Annotated in this window: 15 protein-coding genes; 9 read left to right on the plus strand and 6 right to left on the minus strand. The window is 67.1% G+C overall.

All coding sequences use genetic code 11. The annotated features are described in order from the left end of the window. Positions 1-5 precede the first annotated feature (5 nt). Entirely contained in the window at positions 6-605 is a 600-nt protein-coding gene (locus AB4Y67_RS10150) for a YdeI/OmpD-associated family protein (protein ID WP_441405649.1), read from the minus strand. A gap of 94 nt (positions 606-699) precedes the next feature. On the opposite strand from AB4Y67_RS10150, the gene AB4Y67_RS10155 reads away from it, so the two are divergent. From AB4Y67_RS10155 to tgt, 5 genes are all read left to right on the plus strand, one after another. After that, positions 700-1,485, plus strand: a complete 786-nt coding sequence (locus tag AB4Y67_RS10155; protein WP_441405650.1) for a VOC family protein — start codon at positions 700-702, stop codon at positions 1,483-1,485. Between the two features lie 43 nt (positions 1,486-1,528). Then, positions 1,529-2,068, plus strand: a complete 540-nt coding sequence (locus AB4Y67_RS10160; protein ID WP_056427539.1) for an NUDIX hydrolase family protein — start codon at positions 1,529-1,531, stop codon at positions 2,066-2,068. 96 nt (positions 2,069-2,164) lie between these two features. Next, positions 2,165-3,205 (plus strand): DUF6707 family protein, encoded by a 1,041-nt coding sequence (locus AB4Y67_RS10165; protein WP_441405651.1) that lies wholly within the window; start codon positions 2,165-2,167, stop codon positions 3,203-3,205. Positions 3,206-3,253: 48 nt separating this feature from the next. After that, positions 3,254-3,979, plus strand: coding sequence for an SRPBCC domain-containing protein (locus AB4Y67_RS10170; protein ID WP_441405652.1), 726 nt, complete (start codon positions 3,254-3,256; stop codon positions 3,977-3,979). 33 nt (positions 3,980-4,012) lie between these two features. Then, entirely contained in the window at positions 4,013-5,311 is a 1,299-nt protein-coding gene (tgt, locus tag AB4Y67_RS10175; RefSeq protein WP_441405653.1) for a tRNA guanosine(34) transglycosylase Tgt, read from the plus strand. A 165-nt stretch (positions 5,312-5,476) separates the two neighbouring features. On the opposite strand, the gene AB4Y67_RS10180 is transcribed toward tgt, so the two are convergent. After that, on the minus strand, positions 5,477-6,496 hold the full coding sequence (locus tag AB4Y67_RS10180) for a sugar phosphate isomerase/epimerase family protein (RefSeq protein WP_441405654.1): 1,020 nt from the start codon (positions 6,494-6,496) through the stop codon (positions 5,477-5,479). After that, entirely contained in the window at positions 6,493-7,671 is a 1,179-nt protein-coding gene (locus AB4Y67_RS10185; RefSeq protein WP_441405655.1) for a Gfo/Idh/MocA family protein, read from the minus strand. Before AB4Y67_RS10185 ends, AB4Y67_RS10180 begins: the two co-directional genes overlap by 4 nt. Before the next feature lie 152 nt (positions 7,672-7,823). On the opposite strand from AB4Y67_RS10185, the gene AB4Y67_RS10190 reads away from it, so the two are divergent. Both AB4Y67_RS10190 and AB4Y67_RS10195 read left to right on the plus strand, forming a co-directional pair. Continuing rightward, positions 7,824-8,837 carry a LacI family DNA-binding transcriptional regulator gene (locus tag AB4Y67_RS10190; RefSeq protein ID WP_441405656.1) on the plus strand — a complete coding sequence of 338 codons (1,014 nt, stop codon included), beginning with the start codon at positions 7,824-7,826 and terminating at the stop codon, positions 8,835-8,837. 195 nt (positions 8,838-9,032) lie between these two features. Then, positions 9,033-9,974, plus strand: a complete 942-nt coding sequence (locus AB4Y67_RS10195) for a type IV toxin-antitoxin system AbiEi family antitoxin domain-containing protein (protein ID WP_441405657.1) — start codon at positions 9,033-9,035, stop codon at positions 9,972-9,974. Positions 9,975-10,080: 106 nt separating this feature from the next. Here the strand turns inward: AB4Y67_RS10195 and AB4Y67_RS10200 are convergent, their stop codons facing one another. Next, positions 10,081-10,776: a queuosine precursor transporter gene (locus tag AB4Y67_RS10200; protein ID WP_441405658.1), complete on the minus strand. Its 696-nt coding sequence runs from the start codon at positions 10,774-10,776 to the stop codon at positions 10,081-10,083. 237 nt (positions 10,777-11,013) lie between these two features. Continuing rightward, positions 11,014-12,426: an MFS transporter gene (locus tag AB4Y67_RS10205; RefSeq protein WP_441405659.1), complete on the minus strand. Its 1,413-nt coding sequence runs from the start codon at positions 12,424-12,426 to the stop codon at positions 11,014-11,016. A gap of 142 nt (positions 12,427-12,568) precedes the next feature. On the opposite strand from AB4Y67_RS10205, the gene AB4Y67_RS10210 reads away from it, so the two are divergent. Together AB4Y67_RS10210 and AB4Y67_RS10215 are read left to right on the plus strand one after the other, a co-directional pair. Next, a complete protein-coding gene (locus AB4Y67_RS10210; protein ID WP_441405660.1) occupies positions 12,569-13,441 on the plus strand; it encodes a hydroxymethylpyrimidine/phosphomethylpyrimidine kinase in 873 nt (290 codons plus the stop codon). 30 nt (positions 13,442-13,471) lie between these two features. Further along, positions 13,472-13,834, plus strand: a complete 363-nt coding sequence (locus AB4Y67_RS10215; RefSeq protein ID WP_441405661.1) for an iron chaperone — start codon at positions 13,472-13,474, stop codon at positions 13,832-13,834. 41 nt (positions 13,835-13,875) lie between these two features. Here the strand turns inward: AB4Y67_RS10215 and AB4Y67_RS10220 are convergent, their stop codons facing one another. Continuing rightward, complete coding sequence (locus AB4Y67_RS10220; RefSeq protein ID WP_441405662.1) at positions 13,876-15,153, minus strand: serpin family protein; 1,278 nt, start codon at positions 15,151-15,153, stop codon at positions 13,876-13,878. Positions 15,154-15,388 lie beyond the last annotated feature (235 nt).

The raw sequence follows: 15,388 nt of genomic DNA on the forward strand, positions 1-15,388 counted from the left end.
GGCTGTCAGGGCGCGGGCGGGCGCCTTTTCTGCGGGTACGGCGTTTCTTGCCGGGCGAGCATCTCGACGAAACCTGCGATCTTCCTCTCCCGGGTTGCGGCCTGCTTGACTCCGTTGGTCCGGTAGATCAGGGCAAACCTGTTCACCGAGGTCAGGACGTCGAACATCGCCTGCGCCCGCGGATCGGCCGCGATGGCAGCTGCCAGGTCCCCGGGAACTTCCGCCGTCGCCGGGCCTGAGTAGGCGACTTCCCAGCGGCCGTCCGCTTTGGCACTGTCGACGGCGGCGCGTCCGGCGGGAACCATCCGGCCCTCGGCTTCCAGGCGCCCGATCCGGTCCACGTTCCGGGCGGACCACACGCTTTTCGGTCCGCGGCGGGTCATCCGCTGGAAGGAGCTCTCTGCGTCGCGGCGACGTCCCTGGCCGTCGATCCAGCCGAAACACAGTGCTTCCTGGAGCGCGGCCTCGTAGTCCAGCTCCGTCACGGAGCCCCCCTTTTTATGCAGCACCAGCCACACGCCGGGGCTCTCGCCATGGTGTAGTTCCAGCCAGGCACGCCACTGGGCGGCGTCCTTCACGAGCAGTTCCACGAGTTCATCAGCCATGGCACCATTGTGCTCCGCTCGGCCCACATGCGTCCGCTTTGGTGGGACGATATCCCTGAGAACCGGAATCCGTTCCAAACCTTGAGGAGCAACGATGCTGCGCGTCCGCCCGATCCACTTCACCTCCCGCCTGGACGAATGGGAGCGGCTGCTCACCAGCCTGGGCATGGTCAAGACCGTTGACGAGCCCACTTGGCGGGAGTTCGACGCCGGTTCCGGCCGGCTCGCCCTGCACTTCGCCGAGCAGGACTCGGCCGGGGACGGCACCACCGCCCTGGGCGTCGAGGTGGGCGACCTGAAGGAATTTGCCCGGCGGACCAAGGAAGCCGGCGCGGCCGAGAGCACCACTGCCGGCGGCACCACCGCGGAACTCATCGAGGCGGACCACGGTCCGTCCTGCCGTATCACCGCCGCTGACGGTTTCAGTTTCCTGGCCGACCCGGCCACACCCGCCGGAGACGGGAGCTGGGGCGGGTCGCCGGAAGCGGACCCGGGCCTCGCCGTCGTCGGCGTCTGGTTCGCCGAAGATGCCGTCGCGGCGGCCCAGACCCTGCGCAACATCGGTGCGAGGCCCCGCCCGATCCCGGGCGCCGCCGGCAGCGCCGGCATAGACTCCGATACGGCCGAGTCGGAAGCGTTCGCGGCGAAAAACGGCGGGATCCTGATGGTCGGCGCCGGCACCGGGGCCGGCAGCGCGGGCCTGGGCTTCGAATACGCCGGCGACCTTGACGCCCTGCGTCAGCGTCTCGAGGCGGCCGGACACGAGGCGGCGGTCCTTGAGGAAGCCTTGCTCCCCACCCTTCATGTGGCCAATCCCGATGCGGACGGGACTGCCGCCCGCCCGCCGCTCTGGATTGCCGCGGCACCGGCTGCCGGGTGAGTGTGACCACAACGCAACGGCGGGGATGGGGTAGAACTTAACCATGAATGTTCGCACTCCTGACCCGAACCCCGGCTGGCTCTCCGACGATGATCTGTTCGAGGCCCGCGGCCGGTTGCCCATGGTCTACGTCGAGGCCGTCCCGGTCCGGCTGGATCCGCTCGGGTTTGTGAACGAGGTCGGCACGCTCCTGCAGGCCGACGAGGACGGCAACATGATCCGCTCGCTGGTATCCGGCCGTGTGCTGTACCGGGAGACCATCCGCGCGGCCCTGCTGCGCCACATGGAGAAGGACCTGGGCCCGCTCGCGTTTCCGCAGCTGCCGATCAGCCCGGTGCCGTTCACGGTGGCGGAGTACTTCCCGTCCCCGTCGCACACCGGATTCACCGATGACCGGCAGCACGCCGTCGCTCTGGCGTACATCATCCCCGTCACGGGCGAATGCTCCCCGCGCCAGGACGCCCTGGAACTGACCTGGATGACGCCGCAGGAAGTCATGAGCTCGGACGTCCAGCTGGAATTCAGCGGCGGCCGCGGCGCCCTAATCCGGCAGGCCCTGGCCTTCGCCGGCGTCGGGAACTGACCGCCGCCGGCTGCGGGAGCTGACCCCCGCTGCTGGCTGCCCACGCGCGCCTTTGTAGACTGTTGGGCGGACCGCAAAAGAATTTAAGGACTCCAGATGACCCACCCCCCGGCCGCCCCGAACTACATCGAACAGCAGGCTGGATCTCTGCAGAGCGGGGATCATCTGCTTCTGCCCGACGGCAACCGCTCCGCCGAAATCCAGCGGGTGGACGTCGAAACCGACGATTTCGGAACGCCCGCCATGGTGCTGGCGACCCTCACCGGCGGCGGCGGGCTCCGGATCGCGGCGGCCTCCACCGTCCTGATCCTGGAGGCGGCTGACGAGGCTGACGAGGTACCGGCCGAGGACGCCGACTCACCGCTGCAGCTGGTCGAACCGGCCACGGATGATGACGGCGCCCGGGCCGAAGCGGCCGAACCGGACAGGAGCCAGGAGCCCGACGGCGGTGCCGCAGCTGCCGCCGTCGTCGTTCCGCCCCTGCCGCCCGTTCCGCCCGTGGTGAGCGGCCCCAGCGAAGAGGACCTGGCGCTGATCCCGGCCCTGGAGGGCACGCCCGAGTCCGTGGTGGAGGCGGCGGCCGCGGCCCATCCGAAGTCCGTGGGAGTGCTGCTGCTCAGCGAACGGCTGGCCAAGGGCATCAACACGAAGTCCGGAAGCTGCCTCAAGGACCTCAACGATCTGGCGCAGGAACTGTTCATCATCCTCAAGGACGCCCAGAGCGCCCTCGCCGTTGCCGATCTGCTCAATGTGCTGCCCTTCGACGGCAACCGCGGCCGCTGGTCGTCGGTGGAGGCTTCCCTGGCCCTGTCCAGCTTCATCTGCCGCCAGCTCGGCCAGGCGGACCGGGCCGCCGTCTACGAGAAGTTCCTCCGGGCACCCGACGCCATGGAGACGGACCCGTTCAAGGCCCGCATCAACGCCAAGGTACGCCAGCGCTCCCTCAACGAACCAAACCTGTACGACAAGGAAATTTTCCGTTCGATGGACAACTCGAATCCGGATGCGGAACGTGAATGGCGGCTCCTGCGGCTGGAGGCTTTGCTCTTCCTGCGCGCCCACGGCGGATCGGAAACCATCGGCGCCCCGGAGCTGGACCGCCGCATCGGCAACGAGCTCGAGTCCGTCCGCTCCTGAGGCGTTTGCCCCCTATCCCCTCAGGGCAGGGCGTTGTAGATTCACCCCATGACGAACAATCTGAGCGTTGTGATCAACTCCGACGCGCAGCAGGTTTGGACAATGCTGCGCGAGCCCGCCAAGGTTTCCCAGTGGCACGGCTGGGAAGCCGATGACCAGGCGGCCGAGATTAATGAGATCTACTTCAGCCCCAATGTGGTCGAAGGCGCCGACCACACGTCCCTCGTGGTCGATGGCGGAGACGTTTTCACCCTGAAGCCCGTCCCCGCCGGCACGGAACTCAGCGTCACGCGGGCCGCGGTGGACCACAATTCCGAGTGGGCAGCCTGGGACGAGGACATCACCCAGGGCTGGCTGACCTTCATCCAGCAGCTCCGATTTGCCCTCGAACGGCACCCGCACGGCAAACGCCGGACCTTCTTCTTCTCCGTCCCCGGGAACGAGGGGTCCGCCATCGAAAAACTGGGCCTGTCGGATGTTCCCAACCCCGGCGAACCGTACTCGCTCACCCTGGCCACGGGCGAGGAAGTCTCCGGCAAGGTCTGGTTCCGCAGCAACCACCAGGTGGGACTCACGGTCCACCACTACGCCGAACACGGCGAGGGCCTGGTGATCGTGGCGGACCAGCCGTCCATCAAGGACATCAGGCCCGAGGGCGGCTCCCTGGTCATCGTCTCCACCTACGACCTCGGAGCGCACCAGCTGGAGTCCATCCGCAGCTACTGGGACAAGTGGCGGGCTGAGAACTACCCCACATCCGATCCGCTGCACTAAGGGTTGAAGGCTGTTAGCTGGCACACTTGAACGGTGCCAGCCAATCCTGACTTTGCGTCCTTGCCCTCCGCGCCCGCCCACCAGTCCGAGTTCTCCTTCCGCGTGGGCAAACGCCTAAGTGAAAGCTGCTCGCCGTCGGCCGATCAGATTGCCGCCAACGGTGGGGAGTTCCTGGGCCGCACCGGCACCATCACCACACCCCACGGCGAGATCCAGACCCCGGCGTTCATCGCTGTCGGCACCAAGGCCACGGTCAAATCGGTGCTCCCGGAGTCAGTCGCCGAACTCGGCGCGCAGGCCGTGCTGGCCAACGCCTACCACCTGTACCTGCAGCCCGGGGCGGACATCCTGGATGAGGCCGGAGGCCTCGGTGCCTTCATGAACTGGCGCGGCCCCACCTTTACGGATTCCGGCGGGTTCCAGGTGATGAGCCTCGGCTCGGGATTCAAAAAAGTCATCGACATGAAGTCGGTGGACAATTCCGGGCCCGACGACGCCGTCGCCCCCGGCAAGGAGCGCCTGGCCCACGTGGACGAGGAAGGCGTGTGGTTCAAGAGCCACCTCAACGGCGACCGGCACCGCTTCAGCCCCGAGATCTCCATGAACGTCCAGCACCAGATCGGCGCGGACATCATGTTCGCGTTCGACGAGCTGACCACGCTGCAGAACTCCCGCGGCTATCAGGAGGAATCGCTGGAGCGGACCCGGCGCTGGGCCGAGCGCTGCATCACCGAGCACTTCCGGCTCACGTCCGAGCGCGCCGGCAAGCCCTACCAGGCCCTGTTCGGGGTGATCCAGGGCGCGCAGTACGAGGACCTGCGCCGGAAGGCGTGCCGCGATCTCGGCGCGATGAACTTCGACGGCTTCGGCATCGGCGGGGCGCTGGAGAAGGAGAACCTGGGCACGATCGTGCGCTGGTGCAATGAGGAGCTGCCGGAGAACAAGCCCCGGCACCTGCTGGGCATCTCCGAACCGGACGACATCTTCACCGCGATCGAAAACGGCGCCGACACCTTCGACTGCGTCTCCCCCACCCGGGTGGCCCGCAACTCGGCGTTCTACCACCCCACCGGCCGGTACAACCTCTCCGGCGCCATGTACAAGCGCGACTTCGGCCCGCTGCAGGAAGGCTGCGACTGCTACGCCTGCCTGAACTACTCGCGGGCCTACATCCACCACCTGTTCAAGGCCAAGGAAATGGTCTCCGCCACGCTGATCTCGATCCACAACGAGCGCTTCGTGGTGAAGATGGTCGACGACGCCCGGCTCGCCATCGAGGCTGGTAACTTCTTCGAGTTCAAGGCCGAGACCCTGGGCCGCTACTACTCGTAGGGGCCGCCGCCGCCGTCGCCGTCCCGCACTCTTGGGGCATCCCGCAGTCCAGGGCGTCCCGCCGTCATGGGCCGTCCGCCGTCGAGATCGCCGGAAGCGTGCGGGATCGCCGGAACGTTCCGGCGACCCCGCAGCTTTCCGGCGATCTCGCGGGCTACCGGGCCGTCAGGCCGTCGGGTGCAGCGACGCCGTCAACGCTGAGTCGGCGTCGCGCAGGACCTTGGCCGCCACCTGGAGCCCCTCGATCCGGCCCAGGGACACGTCCTCGTGCTCGATGTTGACCAGCATGTCCGGGTCCACCTCGTACAGGGCTCGGAGGAATTCGGTCCAGTAGGCGGTGTCGTGCCCGCGGCCGAGGGCCACGAAGTCCCAGGCGGAGTTCCTGGGCCACTCGTTGGCCCACTCGTCGCCGCCGAGGTTGGTGCGGTTTTCATCCGGCGAGAGCCGGCGGAAGCTGTTGTCGAGGACCCCGTAGACCGCTGCGTTCGCGGTGTTGACGCGGACGTCCTTCGCGGCTGCCTGAAAGACCAGCGGGCCGAGTTCGCGGACCACGGCGACCGGATCCATTTGCTGCCAGAACAGGTGCGAGGCGTCCAGTTCGACGCCGACATGGGTCGCGCCGGTGAGTTCAATGAGCCTGTGGACATCGGCGGTGTTGAACACGATGTTCTGCGGGTGCAGTTCCAGTGCAACCTTCACCCCGTGGTCCGCGGCGAGGCGGTCGGTCTCCTTCCAGAAGTCGGCCGCGATGCCCCACTGGTAGTCGAGCACGTCCAGTGCGGCCGAGTTCCAGGCGTTGACCACCCAGTTGACCGTGGTGGCCCCGGGCTCGCCGCCGGGCAGGCCGGACATGGTCACCACCCGGTCCTGGCCCAGCCGCTGCGCCAGCCGGATGGAGCGTCGGATATCCTCGGCATGTTTCTCGCCGATCTCACGCTTGGGGTGCAGCGGGTTGCCGTTGCAGTTCAGGCCGGCGATCGAGACGCCGGTCCCCTCAAAGATCGCCAGGTAGTCGTCGCGGGCAGCGTCGCTTTCCAGGATCTGGTCCATGTTGGGCACGTGGACGGCCGGCAGGAACCCGCCCGTGTTGATTTCGATGCCGGTGAGCCCCAGGCCGGCTATGACCTTGAGGGCCTCGGGAAGGGGCCGGTCGTGCAGGATCGCGTTGTAGACGCCGAGTTTCATAGCGTGATCTTCTTTCCGTTGTTGAGCGCGGATTCCGTGACGGCGCCGAGCAGTTCCATGTTTCGCACGCCCTCATCGAAGGTGGCGCAGCGGGGCAGCGAGTCGACTTCGCTGTGGCCGGCGACCTCCTCGAGGAACGCCCGGGCCTGGTAGCCGAAGGCGTCGTTCTGGCCGAACCCGACGCTGGGCGCGTCCATGGCCAGGCCGCCCGCGATGTAGGGGTGTCCGGGCCCGAGGATGACCTGGCGGTAGCCGTTCTCATTGGCCGGGCCGTCGTTGAGGAACAGTTCGATCTCGGCAGGGCGGCGTTGGTCGAACCGGGCGGCGCCGTTCTCGCAGAAGACTTCAAAAATGAGGCTGTTGGCGTGGCCGGCCGCGACCCGGGAGACCTCGAATCCGCCGGCGCCGTTCTCGAATTCGGCGGAGAACACGGCGTAGTCGTCGTTGTCGACTGGCTCGAAGGTGTCGCTGACCGCGGCATGGTCGTGGCCCATAACGGCGCCGAGCGGCAGCGGGCGCTTGTCGATCACGGTGCTGAGGCGCCCGCCGCTGATGGACTTGATGTCGCCGCAGAGGAACTCGGCAACGTACGTCAGGTGGCTTCCGACGTCGGCCAGCGCACCGGAACCGGGTCCGCCCTTGTACCGCCAGCTCATCGGGGCCGACGGGCTGAACCCGTAGTCGGTCCAGTAGCGACCGCTGAAGTGCAGGACATTGCCGAGGACACCGGACCGGATGAGGTCGCGGATGTAGGCGATGCCGGGGGTGCGGCGGAAAGTGAACCCGATGCGGGCAATCGAGCTGGCGTTGCGGGCCGCGTCCGCCATGGCGCGGGCGTCCTCGAGGGAGTCGCTCAGCGGCTTTTCGCACAGCACGTGCTTGCCGGCGGCGATCAGGCCCTCCACGACTTCGCGGTGAAGGGAGTTCGCAATGACCACGCTCACGACGTCGACGTCGTCGGCTTCGGCGATCGCCTGCCAGGACGTGTCGTTGCGTTCGTAGCCGAATCGCTGCGCTGCCAGGGAACCGAACTCGGCATTGACATCGCCGATGGAGACCAGCCGGATGGGCGGAAGGACCGGGCTGTAGAGCGCCGATGCCGTGCGGTATGCGGCCGCGTGGGCCTTGCCCGCCATGCCGGCGCCGATTACGGCGACCCCTAGACTGTCAGCCATCGATTTCTCCTTTGAAATTCGGCCAGGCCGCGGCCCGACTCCTAAAATTGGAGCGCTACAAAATGTGTTACTGATTAGAAGATTAGCTATGTCCATATGTCCTGTCAATGGTCGACTGGTTATCCTCGGATGAGACATGAAAGGCTCTGCAGATGACGCTGAACACCTCTCGAAACCGCCGCCCGACGATCTACGACGTCGCCAAGACCGCGGGCGTCTCGCCGTCGCTGGTGTCCCTGGTGCTGCAAAACCCGTCAAAGGTCAGCGAGAAGCGCAGGGCGGCCGTTCTGGCGGCGATGTCCGAGCTGGGCTACCGGCCGAGCCGCGCGGCGACGACGCTCGCCAGCAGCCAGACGAAAAGCATCGGGCTGGTCATTGACGACTTCCGCAACCTCTGGTTCGTGGACCTCCTGCGCGGGCTGGAATCCGCCCTCTCCCCCCACGGCTACCAGGTCACCCTCGCGGACTCGCGGCCGGGCGAGAACCGCATTACGGAAGCGACGGACGGCCTGCTGTCCATGCAGGTGGAGGGCCTCGTCATCGCGGCCGAACCGAGTGAGCCGATGATGGCCGGAACCTGGGTTCCCGCCGTCGTCGCGGGCTGGCGGGACGGTGTCCCCGCCGGGGCGGGCCTCATCACGAATGACGACGACGGCGGCGGCCGGATGGCGGCGGAGCACCTGCTGGGGCTCGGCCACACCCGGATCGGGCACCTCTCGGGCACCGGCGGTGCTGCCTACCACCGGCGGGAAGGCTTCCGCGGCCGCATTGTGGAGGCCGGCGTCGAGGTCCGGATCGCCGGCGAGTCCCAGGGGACCTCCGAGGAGGACGGCTACGCGGCCGCCTGCTGGATCCTTGACCACCACCCGGACACGACGGCACTGTTCGCGGCCAACGACTCCATGGCCCTGGGCGCCCTCGCCGCCGCCAAGGCACGCGGCCTGTCCGTCCCCGCGGACCTCTCGGTGATTGGCTACGACAACTCCCAGCTGGCCAAGTCGCGGTACCTGGACATGTCCACCGTGGACAACCGTAGCGACCTTGTCGGCGTCGACGTCGCCAACACCCTGTTGGCGCGGATCCAGGACCCCACGCTCGAGCCTGGGCGCAAGCTGATCGAGCCTGCCCTCGTCGCCCGCGGCACCACGGCCCGCGTTTCCGGCTGAGGGCCGGGGCCCCGGCGTCGCCGACCGGCCGCAGCCTGCGGCCCTGCACGGCGCCCTGCCGACGCCGAGATCGCCGGAAGCGTGCCAGATCGCCGGACGGTTACGGCGACCCCGCAACGAACCGGCGACCTCGCGTTGTCCACATAACGACGGCGGCTCCTCCCGCGTCCTCCGGCGGCCCGCGAAGCTGGTGGCATGACGCAAAACCACCCGCTGGAGTTGCCGCCGACGGGCAACCTCTGGCGCACGGAACAACTGCTCGACCTCGGCTACGGATCGCGGGCCATCCGCTCGCACCTGGATGCAGATACCCTCGTCCGGCTCAGGCACGGCTGCTATATACGCGCCAGTCTTTGGCAGGCCCAGTCATCGGCCGCCCGGAGCAGGCAGCTCATCTACGCCCATGCCCACGGAACGCGTACGACGTCGACCGGCGCCTTCCTCTACAGCCACACCTCGGCAGCGCGCCTGCGTCACCTCTACCTCTGGGACGTCGATGACAGGATCCATCTCCTCCAGAAGGTGCACCCTTCGAACGAGCGCCACGGCAAGGACGTTTGCTGCCACACGCGCCCCTTCGCCGAACATGACGTCGCCATGGTGAAGGGACTCCGGACGACTTCCCTGGAGCGAACGACGGCCGACTGCGCCATGATGCTGCGCTTCAGGCAGGCGCTGGTCCTCACAGACCATGCACTTCGTCTGGGCGCTGACCCGGCTGCCCTGCTCGCCATGGCCGATGCGCTGGAGGGCCGCCGGGGGATCCGAACCTTCCGCCGCGTCCTCGCAGCCGCCGATCCACGGTCCGAGTCTCCCGGCGAAACCTTGACCCGCGAGCTGATCCTTCGGTGTCGGATCCGGCCCCCTGAGCTGCAGCTTGAGGTGCCAAGTCGCGCCGGTCGCCATCGTCTGGACTTTGCGTGGAAGGAGGAAATGGTCGCCCTCGAGTTCGACGGAAAAACCAAGTACTTCGACTACAAACCCACAGCCGAAGTGCTCTTCGAGGAACGGCGCCGCGAGAAGGCTCTGACCGAAGAAGGCTGGAGGTTCGTCCGCGTCGAGTGGAAGGATCTCTTCCGCGAGCAGGAATTCAAGAGCCGACTCTTGCGGGCGTTGGCAGACCGGCCCCGCCCCTGAGTCGCGAATTCGCCGGTACCCTGCGGGGTCGCCGGACAGTTACGGCGACCCCGCAGGGTACCGGCGAACTGGCCGACCCGGGCGGCAATATACCTGCGGCCCTGCCTTACACCCCGTAACTCGGTTCGCGCTTCTTGATCCAGCCGATCGCGGCCGCGGTGACCGGGACGAAGAGGAACTCCACGAGGGTCTTGTAGAGGAAGCCCACGGCGACATAGTTCACGAAGGTGCCGACGTCGGTAATCCCGATCACGGAGGCGGCGATGCTGCAGAAGATCAGGGTGTCCACGAACTCCCCGGCCACCGAGGAACCCATGATGCGCGCCCACAGGGACTTCTCCCCCGTGCGGGCCTTCATTTTCACGAGAATCCAGGCGTTGATGGTCTGCCCGGCGAGGAACGCCAGCAGCGAGGCGAGCACGATCTGCGGAACCGGTCCAAGCGCGCCTTCCAGCGCGGCCTGCTTGGCGACGCCGAAGTCGTCGTCGAACCCTGGCAGCGCAATGACGATCCAGTAGCAGAGCGACGCAAAGACCGAAAGCGCGAATGTGGTGATGATGGCCTTGCGCGCCACCTTGAAGCCGTAAACCTCGCTGATGACGTCGCCCAGGATGTACGCCAGCGGGAAGAGGAAGAAGCCGCCGTCGGTAATGATCGGGCCGATCGCCACACCCTTGGATGCCCCGATGTTGGACAGGATCAGCACCACGGCCATGACAGCCAGCAGGATGCCGAAGTAGGGGGAACCGATCGAGGCGAACTTCGGCGGCGCGGCGGCCGGGAAAGTCTTGGCGGAAGTCATGGGTGGTCCATTCATAGTGGTTCGCTCGGCCGCGCGGAGGTCTTGAATAGGCCCGTGCGGCCGGCTGTATTAGCACTGGATGGCTCCTTGCGGGCTGACCGCCGGAACCGCCTTCCATTCTCTCACCCCGGCCCCCACGGTTAACGACGACGGCGGGTCGCCAGCTGCCGGGACCGAAGTCCAGTAGCCGGCGACCCGCCGTCGGACGCGCCGCCCGTTCGCGAGCGGCCCGCGAACCTAGCGGCGCGAGGAGTCGACGAGGTCCTTGTCGTCGTCCAAGCGGCCGTCGCCGGACCCGGCCGTTCCGGCGGCAGGCTCCCAGGCGTGGCCCTGTTCGTGGTCCAGGTGGGTGGACTTCTTGTTCTTCAGCGCGAAGATGTAGACCAGCAGCGAAATGCCGATGCCCAAGGTGATGTAGGTGAAGAAGATTTCCACCTGGCCAGCCTTCTGGAACGCGGCGCCCACCAGCGGCGTGGTGCCGCCGAAGAGCGAGTTGGCGATTGCGTAGCCCAGGCCCACGCCGAGGGCCCGGATGGAGGCCGGGAACAGCTCGGCCTTCACGAGGGCGTTGATCGAGGTGTAGCCGCCGACAATGAGCAGGCCGCCCATCATGAGCAGGAACGCGGTGAACGGATCCTTCGTGCCGGCCAGCGCGGACAGCAGCGGCCAGGTCAGCAGCACACCGGTGATCCCGAACCAGAGCAGCAGCGGGCGGCGGCCCACCCGGTCCGAAATCATGCCGTACACCGGCTGCAGCAGCATAAAGATGAACAGTGCCCAGAAGCTGATAACGGACGTGGTTTCCTTGGCGATGCCGCTGGTGTTCTGCATAAAGGACAGCGTGAAGTTGGTGTAGGTGTAGAACGCCATGGTCCCGCCCAGCGTGACGCCGATGCAGATCAGCAGGGCCTTCCAGTGCTTGGTGAACAGCAGCTTCATGGTGCCCGGCTGGGCTTCTCCGCCGGCTGTTCCGGCCTTGGCTGCGGCAGTCTGCTCCGCCGAGATGGTCTCTTCCATTGACCGGCGCATCCAGAGAACGACGAGCGCAGCAACGCCGCCGATCGCAAACGGTATCCGCCAGCCCCACTCACCCAGCATCTCCTTGCCGAGCGTCCGTTCCAGGATGACGAGCACCAGGAGGGCCAGCATCTGCCCGCCGATGAGGGTGACGTACTGGAAGCTGGAGAAGAAGCCGCGCCGCTTGGCGGTGGCGGCCTCGGACATGTACGTGGCGCTGGTGCCGTACTCGCCGCCTACGGAGAAGCCCTGCAGCAGCCGGATGAGGACCAGGAGGACCAGCGCCCAGATGCCGATGACCTCTTTGGTGGGCAGCAGCGCGATGGCGAAGGAGCCCGCGGACATCATCGTCACGCTCAGGGTCAGCGCGGCTTTCCGTCCGTTGCGGTCGGCGTAGCGGCCAAAGAACCAGGCGCCGATCGGGCGCATCAGGAACGTCACCGCGAAGACGGCCATCGCTTCAAGGTTGCTCTGCAGCGGGTCCTTGGAGCTGAAGAAGTGGACGGCAAAGTACGCCGAGAATGCCGTGTAGATATAGACGTCGAACCACTCGACGAGGTTGCCTGCCGAGCCTTTGAGGATGTTGCCGACGGCTCGTCTCGTCTGTGCCGATTCGGACAGTTGGGTGCTCATCAATGAACCTTCCTGGATCCGGCGCCGCAAGGAAGCAACACCGTCCGCCACCTTAGTCTTGGTGATCCGGAACACTCGCGTTTTGGTCATACTGGTCATGAGCACAATGCGGGCGGCTTTCCGGGGGTGGCAGGATGGGCTCATGACTTCCACCGCATTCGACGCTGCCGCCCTTGCGGCTTCCGACGCCCCGGCCAGCCCCGCCGTCGCCCTGACCATTGCCGGCTCCGAAGCGACCGGGGGCGCCGGCGCGCAGGCCGACCTGAAGACCTTCCAGGAACTGGGCGTCTTCGGCATTGCCAACCTGACGTGCATTGTGTCTTTCGACCCTCAGGACAACTGGAACCACCGCTTCGTCCCGGTCGACCAGGAGGTCATTGCCCACCAGCTGGAGGCGACGACGGCGGCGTACGGTGCCGCGTCCGGCGCGCCGTCGATTCTGGACACGGTGAAGATCGGCATGCTGGGCAGCCCGGCGACGATTTCCACGGTCGCCGAGGCGCTGGCCGCGGGCGGTTTCGCCAATGTCGTGCTGGATCCGGTGCTGATCTGCAAGGGCCAGGAGCCGGGCCACGCGCTGGACACGGACCAGGCGCTCAAGGGCCAGATCCTGCCGTTGGCCACGTTCGTCACGCCGAACCACTTCGAGGCCGAGTCCCTCTCCGGACTGGCCATCACCGACCTCGAATCGCTCAAGGCCGCCGCCGTCCGGATCCACGAACTCAGCGGCGCCGCGGTGCTGGCCAAGGGCGGCGTGCGCCTGGCCGGGCCGGACGCCGTCGACGTTTACTACGACGGCGAGACGCTGGAAGTCCTGTCCGCCCCGAAGGTGGGCGAAGTGGCCGTGTCGGGCGCCGGCTGCTCGCTGGCCGCTGCCGTGACGGCCGAGCTGGCCAAGGGCGCGACGCCGCTCGAGGCTGCACGGACCGCCAAGGCGTTTGTCACCGCGGGCATCCGGAACCGGGTTGCTTCGGGGGCGCCGTTTGATGCGCTCTGGCAGGGCGGCCCGCGCTAACTATTCCTGGACCACGCGGAAGGAACGGCCATGGCACAGCACTTTGAGTCCGTCGACGAGTACATCGCCTCGTTCCCCGCCGGCGTGCAGGAAATCCTTCAGGAAATCCGGCGCTGCTGCCATGCCGCGGTACCTGATTCCGGCGAGATGATCAGCTACGGCATCCCGACCATTACGCTCGGCGGCCAGTACGTTGTGTACTTCGCCGGCTGGACGCACCATGTGTCCGTGTACCCCGTGCCCGACGGCGACGGGGCGTTCCGCGAGTCCATCGCATCGTACAGTGCGGCCAAGGGAACGCTGAAGTTTCCCCTGGCGAAGCCCGTGCCGTACGAGCTCATCGGGCAGGTGGCGGCGCTGCTGGCGGCGGAACGCCGGAGCGAAACACCCTAAGCAACCCGGCTCGACGGGGTCGCCGGGATGTCGGCGCGGGCTCAGGGTCCTGAAGGACGGGGGTCGGACACCCTGCCCATAAAGAGTGGCAGGCCGGTCTCGACGTGGACGATCTCATACTGGAACGGCCGGTCGAAGCGGATCACTTCCATCGCTGCCACGCCGCTGACGGCCCGGGCGTTGATCTGGGTCACGGCGGCGGCAACAGTGCCCTTCTCGGCCACGGTGATGCTGGCGGACTGTGCTGCCGCCTGGATCTTGAGTCCGCGCTGGATTGAGTCGAAGTCGGTAGCGGTGTTGAGCATTTCCCGCAGCCCCAGGTCCGTGAAGATTTTGCGCAGCTCAAAGCTGCTCTCCTGCTCCCATTTGGGCAAGATGATCTGCACGGGCGCCGGGGCTGCGGCTTCAAGGGCCACGGAAGCGTCGGCGGTGTCCTTGGCTCCGGGCCCGGAAGTCCCGGAATCCGGGAGCACGAGTCGCATCACAAATCCCTCGGCGTAGGGCAAATCGACAGCTTGCCAGCCTGCACCCCGGGCGTAGGCAAGGTCCTGGACGCCCGACATGGTGGGGACGGAAACCTGCCCGCCGTCGGGCGTCGTAAACGGCAGGTCAACGGTGTCCGCCGGGTCGAAGGGGACCTTCCACGCCGAGGCGAAGTACCCCGCGTTGAGCACGCTGAAGGTGTCCCTGCGGTCGTACTTCGCGGGCGCCTTCTTGATCCGTCCGCCGGTGTTCTGGTTCACCCAGGCGTCGATTGCCGGCTTGGTGGCGGCCTCGTCCTGGAAGTCCACCGGGTACACGCCTGTTCCGTAATGCCGGGCTAGGGACCGCAGATAGCGTTCCCCCGTGGGCTCGCTCATATCCACGAACAAGCCGTTTGCCGTGTGCAGGACTGGCCGGCGCGGCGGGTCCTTTTCATCCACCGAACCGGGGTCGCCGTCGAAGGCGTCCAGGGACGCCAGCAGCGCATTCAGGGCTTCGTCGCGGCGCTCCGCGGGGAGGCCCAGCACGCTGTCCATCTCGGCAGCGGTTGCGCCGGATGCACCCACCCGGAGCATGGCCAAGGCAATCAGCAGGCTGCCCGGGGACGAAACCACGTTTCCGTTTCCGCTGTCCCCGCCGTCGGCCAGCAGCGCGGCACCCAGCATCCGTGCCGACGCCCGGAGCTGGGCAAGGTCGGCCGGGTAGGCGGCCCGATCCGCCGAAACGCGTTCGACGTCGGCCTTCACCAGCGCCGGCGGCGAGGCGGAACAGGCCGTCAATGCCACCGCCAAGGCGGCCGCCGCGGCAGTCAACCGCGCTGTGGTCTTCTGTTTCATCGCGCCCCCAAAGGCCCGCACAACAGCGAAAGTAGAAGGGCGGAGATCCGCCTACGGCCAGTCAAGCAGCGGACCCGGAAAAGTGCGACCACTCCCGGGTCACGATTCGACGCCGCTTTTCCTCCGAGCGTTCTGCGCCGGAGTTGTCCGGTTCGTGCCACCCGCGCCACCTCTCCCGGTTCGCCGGTAACGGGCGGGCTCGCCGGAACCTTTCGGCGAACTCGGGCATTTCCGG

The sequence above is a fragment of the Arthrobacter sp. YAF17 genome (assembly GCF_052113365.1).
GTDB lineage: Bacteria > Actinomycetota > Actinomycetes > Actinomycetales > Micrococcaceae > Arthrobacter.